The sequence below is a fragment of the Psychromonas sp. genome, from assembly GCF_047632995.1.
Taxonomy (GTDB): Bacteria; Pseudomonadota; Gammaproteobacteria; order Enterobacterales; family Psychromonadaceae; genus Psychromonas.
Genome location: NZ_JBLIEK010000168.1, coordinates 1 through 5,830, shown reverse-complemented (window position 1 = coordinate 5,830; position 5,830 = coordinate 1). Strand labels below are relative to the sequence as shown.

The 5,830-nt window shown below is 34.8% G+C and carries 5 protein-coding genes; 1 reads left to right on the top strand and 4 read right to left on the bottom strand.

What is annotated here, in order from left to right; all coding sequences use genetic code 11:
- Window positions 1–527 (bottom strand): cobalamin-dependent protein (locus ACJAT7_RS17360; RefSeq protein WP_415228060.1); only part of this gene is annotated, 527 nt, incomplete at its 3' end.
- Window positions 528–822: 295 nt separating this feature from the next.
- On the opposite strand from ACJAT7_RS17360, the gene ACJAT7_RS17355 reads away from it, so the two are divergent.
- The gene (locus tag ACJAT7_RS17355) at window positions 823–1,773 is read left to right on the top strand and encodes an AraC family transcriptional regulator (protein ID WP_415228059.1); all 951 of its coding nucleotides are present in this window, start codon (window positions 823–825) and stop codon (window positions 1,771–1,773) included.
- Between the two features lie 287 nt (window positions 1,774–2,060).
- Here ACJAT7_RS17355 and ACJAT7_RS17350 read toward each other — a convergent pair whose 3' ends face one another.
- The 3 genes from ACJAT7_RS17350 to ACJAT7_RS17340 all read right to left on the bottom strand — a co-directional run bounded on the left by ACJAT7_RS17350 (window position 2,061) and on the right by ACJAT7_RS17340 (window position 5,664).
- Entirely contained in the window at window positions 2,061–2,270 is a 210-nt protein-coding gene (locus tag ACJAT7_RS17350; protein ID WP_415228058.1) for a LacI family DNA-binding transcriptional regulator, read from the bottom strand.
- A 198-nt stretch (window positions 2,271–2,468) separates the two neighbouring features.
- Complete coding sequence (locus ACJAT7_RS17345) at window positions 2,469–2,654, bottom strand: N-succinylarginine dihydrolase (RefSeq protein WP_415228057.1); 186 nt, start codon at window positions 2,652–2,654, stop codon at window positions 2,469–2,471.
- A gap of 634 nt (window positions 2,655–3,288) precedes the next feature.
- Window positions 3,289–5,664 carry a P-loop NTPase fold protein gene (locus ACJAT7_RS17340; RefSeq protein WP_415228056.1) on the bottom strand — a complete coding sequence of 792 codons (2,376 nt, stop codon included), beginning with the start codon at window positions 5,662–5,664 and terminating at the stop codon, window positions 3,289–3,291.
- Window positions 5,665–5,830 lie beyond the last annotated feature (166 nt).

Genomic DNA, 5,830 nt, shown 5'->3' with positions numbered 1-5,830 from the left:
GAAATCAAGCGCGCAATAGCTTGTTTTTTATCTTGCAGTGGCACGTCTTTCTTTAGATTAGCTACATCATCTTTTTTAACATTAACACCAGTTTTAAAATCGCAGCGTTCTAACATGTCATCAATCATACCTAACAAGCCCAACGCACGACCGTCATCTGGCGAGTAAATACGGGTAATACCGTAATCTTGTAGCATTTTAATTTCGTCAGGTAGTATCACGCCACCGCCGCCACCAACAATACGAATATGCTCACAACCGCGTTCTTTTAATAGGTCATACATATACTTAAAATATTCGTTATGACCGCCTTGATAAGAGGTCATGGCAATCGCGTTGGCGTCTTCTTGAATAGCGGTATTAACCACTTCTTCAACACTGCGGTCATGACCAAGATGAATAACTTCTGCACCACTTGATTGCAAAATTCGGCGCATAATATTAATAGCGGCGTCGTGACCATCAAACAAAGAGGCCGCGGTAACAATACGGATCTTGTTTTTTAACTGATATCTTGCTGTATTCATCTCATACTCTCTTATGTATCAAATTTTTTTCACAATGAGTTTTTCACACTCGCTTCAAGCCGTTGTAACGAAAAAACTCGCCATCATGAAACAATAATTATTTTAGTCATCACGACCAACAAAGGGCTAAAGCACTAGTTTTGGTCGTAAAAGTTGATCATGTAAACTTCATAATAAAATTAGACCACACTAAAAATGGAATGAACATTGATTTTATTGTCAATTTGATGGACTATATTGTGATTAGACCAGCTAACATAAACCTTATCATTAACCTTTAGAACCATAGGATAACATGGCAAATATCAAGCTTAATACATCAGCCGACATTCGCTTGTTTATCCCAGTTTTTTTATTAAAAAAGTTATCAAAGCATCGCTTAACCGACGGTTTATATCCGGTTTCATTAGGCATAACACAAGCAAATAACAACTATAAATTACAACAAGAGAATAACCATTGCCATACCTTGATTTACTGCTTGTCGGGTGCGGGTAAATTAGCTTACCAAGGCAAAGAGAGAGTTATAGAACGTGGCGATCTTGTTATTATCAATCCTAATGCCGCGTTCACTTTTACCCTTAATAAAACTCACGGTTCGGTAAAAAGTCACAGCCAAAGTGATAAACAACTGACCAATCGTGACAGCAAAGCAGCTGACAATATTGTTTATTGGATTAATTTTACTGGCACATTAGCACAAGACTTTGCAGAGCGACTGTTAATGAAAATGGACAGTGGCAAAGCACATGTGGGTGTATTGAAAACTATTGTTAGCGACTTTGATCATTTACTGGCATTGGGCGCTCGAGGCTATACCGCGACAAACGTTATTCACGCTGTTCATATTTTGCAACAAGCCTTGAGTTTTCTTGCCCTGCAATTGCGTTTAACCAAGTTTAATAATAGCTCAAGTTTTGATTTGGAAGCGGTGGAGGCGTTAATGCGCAACAGTTTACACCAAGAGCTAAGCCTAGATACGCTAGCGCATTATAGCCAGCTATCAAAATTTCACTTTGCAAAAAAATTCAAAGAATTAACCGATAGCTCACCTATTCAACATTTTATTAATATGAAAATTCAACATGCCTGTTTACAGCTAGATAATAGCGATATTGCGATTAAAGACATTGCTAGCGACTTAGGCTATAGCGACCCTTATTATTTTTCGCGACTGTTTAAAAAGTTAGTGGGTATTTCACCAAAGCAATATCGTGATTCTCGTCATAGTTCATTAGTGCCTTAGCGCAGGTATAATAGCCATTAACTGCCCTGTTGATTAACTACAACTCAAGTAATAGAGCACTTTTTTCATCTTACCTTTTTCACCTTAATAATAAGAGCTATCCACTTAGCCCAACCGACCACTACATCTTTTTTTTACTAGATTTAACCTCGTCGATCACTTATGCCCCAAAGCCGACCTAATTTAGACACGTATTTATCACAATGAGGAGTCCGCTTTACCGCCGATAGTTACCATTCACTTTTTGAATTGTTAACGGTCACTTTGTGCTTTGCAGACATTCAAACTTAACTTAACGAGATGTAGTTATTAGAAAAACGACGAAATGCCATTTCACGCGCTTTTTCATTCGGTGTAAAATCAAGTGCAGTCATTGCTGCGGCTATTCGCTTCCTTGTTTTTTCTCCTACATTAGGTTTTGCGTTTAGTACTCTTGATACTGTTGTAATAGAAACGCCTGCCAATTGAGCTACATCTTTTATAGTCGTATTTTTCATTGTTGCACCCTTTATTTATTAAAGTTGAGAATACCCTAGACTGTGTAAAATTAATTTACTTGGGTTAATGCGATTCAACAAACGATTATAATTTGATTGATAAGTGAAATAAAATCACCTGTTTTCTCCTCACATATCATCCTGATTCAAAAATCCCTAAGTAAAGAGATCGGCCACTGACGTTTAATCTATAACCTATTAATATTGAAATCGATAAACAGATCCTAAAGATAGTATTTGAGAAAGTTCATCTAATGCCCTTGGTGATTCACTTATCAATTCTGGGCCTCTAAAGTCATTCATCATTAACTTATCGCGATAGTGTGTATTAATCCATTTAACTAATCGTGAATATAAAGGGTTTATTGGTGTGTTGTTTGCCATTATTCATTATATATTGGCGTTCTTTGTTAAATGTCCAAAATGCAGTAAGTTGTTAACAGTTCGTGGCTTTAAAAAATTAAGCTTGATAGTGGTTTAGAGGTTGCGCTTTTATGGTTTACCAATAAAGTTCATTGTATGCATTGTGGTGAGAAATTGGATGAAAATGGCATATAAGAATGTCAAGAGGGACAAAATCTAATCCATTTCAACATATCGGTAGAACACATTAATTTCTGGTTTGTGCGTTCTTTTTTTGCTACAAGATAAAATGCCACCAGCAGCAATAAGCTTAGAGTAAACGTTAGACATAACAGTGTTCTAACTTCCGATCTGCGCACCAAGGTAACATTAGCACTAACAAATATTCGTGCCAGAAATTAAGTCACTTGGGGGCTTGGGTTTAATCGTCACTTATGCCACTTTGAAGACGTTAGCATTTTAAAATTTATACTGAAAATCTGTGTACGTTTTGATCTACAGCGGACATGGCTGAACAACCACATTACGTTAACAGCTTCCTGATAGCAGACGTTCCCCTATAGATTCAAATATGAGTCTTTTGATGATGACTTTTGTTAATGAGTCGTTCAGCCTGAGTGTGAACTAAGCCACCAAAGCGGTCATTCAAGTACAACTAGCCCTTAGCTTTTATTATTGATTTAACAAAGGCTGTGGACTTTTTTTTGTCATTGTTGAATGTTTCATCAATGTTTCGTTCATATTCATAGCTGCAAATTATTGTTAAGCGTGCATATTCCTCGCTCACATCTTTTAATTCAAGAGTGTTGAGCGTTTTTAAGAGTAAATTCAATGTGTTTTTATCTAACATTAAAGCAGTTTCTTTCGAACGGCAGTCACAAAACAAGAGTAAAATTAGATGACCTTCTGGATCGCTGTCTATAAAACCATTGACTATCAAATTTAAATATTTTCCAACTTCAGCAGGTTTATCTTTATTAATTCTATGTATAAATTTAAAATTCATATAGATTTCGCATATAAAGAAGAAGGTATCACAATGAAAATGTTGTCGCAGACCCACTAAGTCTTCTATGACACCTTTGGAGAATAGATAATTCCTTAAACCACTATTAGGATTCATCTGTTTGTTTTTTCGCATCTTTAAGCTGTCGAGTAGGCATAGAGAACCTTTTTTTGCATCAAGTTTAATTGCATTGTGTATTAAACTTGATGCTGTATTAGTATCTTCTATCTCATTATGTAACATAGCCCAACCGTATGAATTTAATGAATAAGCCCAAAGCTGCTGTTTATTATTATCTTTAAATCCATTACATAAAGCGTTTAAAGCATTCCCATCGCCTTCCACAACTTCAGTAAGCGTCTCGTAAACCATCATTTTCTTAAAAACGCTATTATCGAGAAAGCCTGAAAATAAAATAATATAAATTTTTGCGTTATCGAGAGATAACGAGTGGTTGTTAATATGTTTTAAAGAGATGTATCTTCCTAAAGTTTCAGAATCTTTATCTGGCAATCCATATAAGTTAATCAATCCAAAGTAAATAAATGTCTCTTCTATAATCGATTTCAACATTGGCGTGCAATCACTAAAGTACTGTTCAATAAAAGCATTAACCCTTAGGTCTTCAGTAGAAATGTTACCTTGTAATATTTGATATAAAACATCATAAAACTTTGGTCGATTATTTTTTATAGCTTGAATTAATATAAAATCATATAGCAAAACTTCGCCTTTAATATTTTCCCAAGATGATTCAATTTGACTACGCAAAGACTGAAAGTCTCTAAAAGATGGCAGCAGCATATTAACTAATTCTGGGCATTTTTTTGCCTCGGAACCTAGCAGCACATCGTTATAATATTTTTGTAAATTTTCATCAATTAATTTATCTGCAAACCTGCTTACATCATCAGCTAAATTGGGTACTGGAAAGTCAAATCTTCTACGACAAATACGAAGTAACGTATCTGAAAATTGAGGTGTATTTTCTCCTGCAAAAATATAATCAATTCCTTTCAATTCCTCTAACCTATCAAGTAGACCTGCTAGCTTATCAAGACTATCTAAGGCCTCCTTATTACGATCGAGATCTTGTATTATTACTAATAACCTTAAGTTTGATGCATTAATTACATCACATAAGTTTTTTAAAATTTCTTCTGGTGACGTTGGTTTATGTATAAATGCAGCAAATATTTTAGAAGGTGTGTTGCCAGCATTCATGGCAGAAAGATAATGTGAAGGCAGAGACCGAAACTTACACATATCTATTTCTCTCCCCAACGCTATTAATATTTCATCAAGGACATACTGAATAATTGATTCCGCCTCAACGCCCCATAGTTCAATGTTACTGCGAACTATTTTTGGCAGTTCATTTTTACTTTTTAGTTGCTCGACGGCTAAATTAATAGCTGTTGTTTTACCTACACCAAACGGGCCACATACGGCAATCCGTTCACTTTTTTCTGACTCCTGTTGTAAAACGGCTACAATCTCATCTGCGATATATTTGGTTGAACTGTGGGGATGGAGTGTTTGCTTATCAAGTTTTTGTTTTTTTGAGATAAAATCACCTACAAGAGGTCTAATACAATCTTTATATAATTCAAATAAAGGGAGAAATATTAACCCGAAAAGAAGAGGCAAGAATGTAAAAACTAATTCTAAACTTAATAAACTGTAATTAAGCTTGAATTCAAAAAATAACCAAATACAGATACTACAAGTTACAGATAGCATCAATGAAGGGTAACGCCAATTAAACTGCCAATACCTTTTAGGGTCATAAACAGAAAAGCTATTTGCAATTTTATTTACGGCTAAGCCACCTAAAAACAAAAATATAGAGTAACTATGAGAACTAGTTAAGTTTGAAGCATTAAATGTTTTCTCAAGAATATTAGACCAACCAAGCCACAGAGTTTGGATATTAGCTATCGAAGATAAAATTGAAAATATAAAATAGGTGATGAAACCATATAGAAATAATGTCGCATAACGGGAAAGAGTTATTATATTCATCCATATACTCAAAATTGACTTTTTTGTATGCTAACACGCCCACGTAAACAGAAAAACACACTTAATCCCTTAAAAAAACTTTAGTTATTAGTTTCAATCAACCAGCCTAACATATTAGATAAAATCAGAAGGGACAAAAATATTTTTCACGAGTCATAGCTATTGA

Excerpts from the sequence above, each read along its gene's own strand:
- ACJAT7_RS17340 (WP_415228056.1), bottom strand. The coding sequence starts at position 5,664 with ATGAATATAATAACTCTTTCCCGTTATGCGACATTATTTCTATATGGT.
- ACJAT7_RS17355 (WP_415228059.1), top strand. The coding sequence starts at position 823 with ATGGCAAATATCAAGCTTAATACATCAGCCGACATTCGCTTGTTTATC.
- ACJAT7_RS17345 (WP_415228057.1), bottom strand. The coding sequence starts at position 2,654 with ATGGCAAACAACACACCAATAAACCCTTTATATTCACGATTAGTTAAA.
- ACJAT7_RS17350 (WP_415228058.1), bottom strand. The coding sequence starts at position 2,270 with ATGAAAAATACGACTATAAAAGATGTAGCTCAATTGGCAGGCGTTTCT.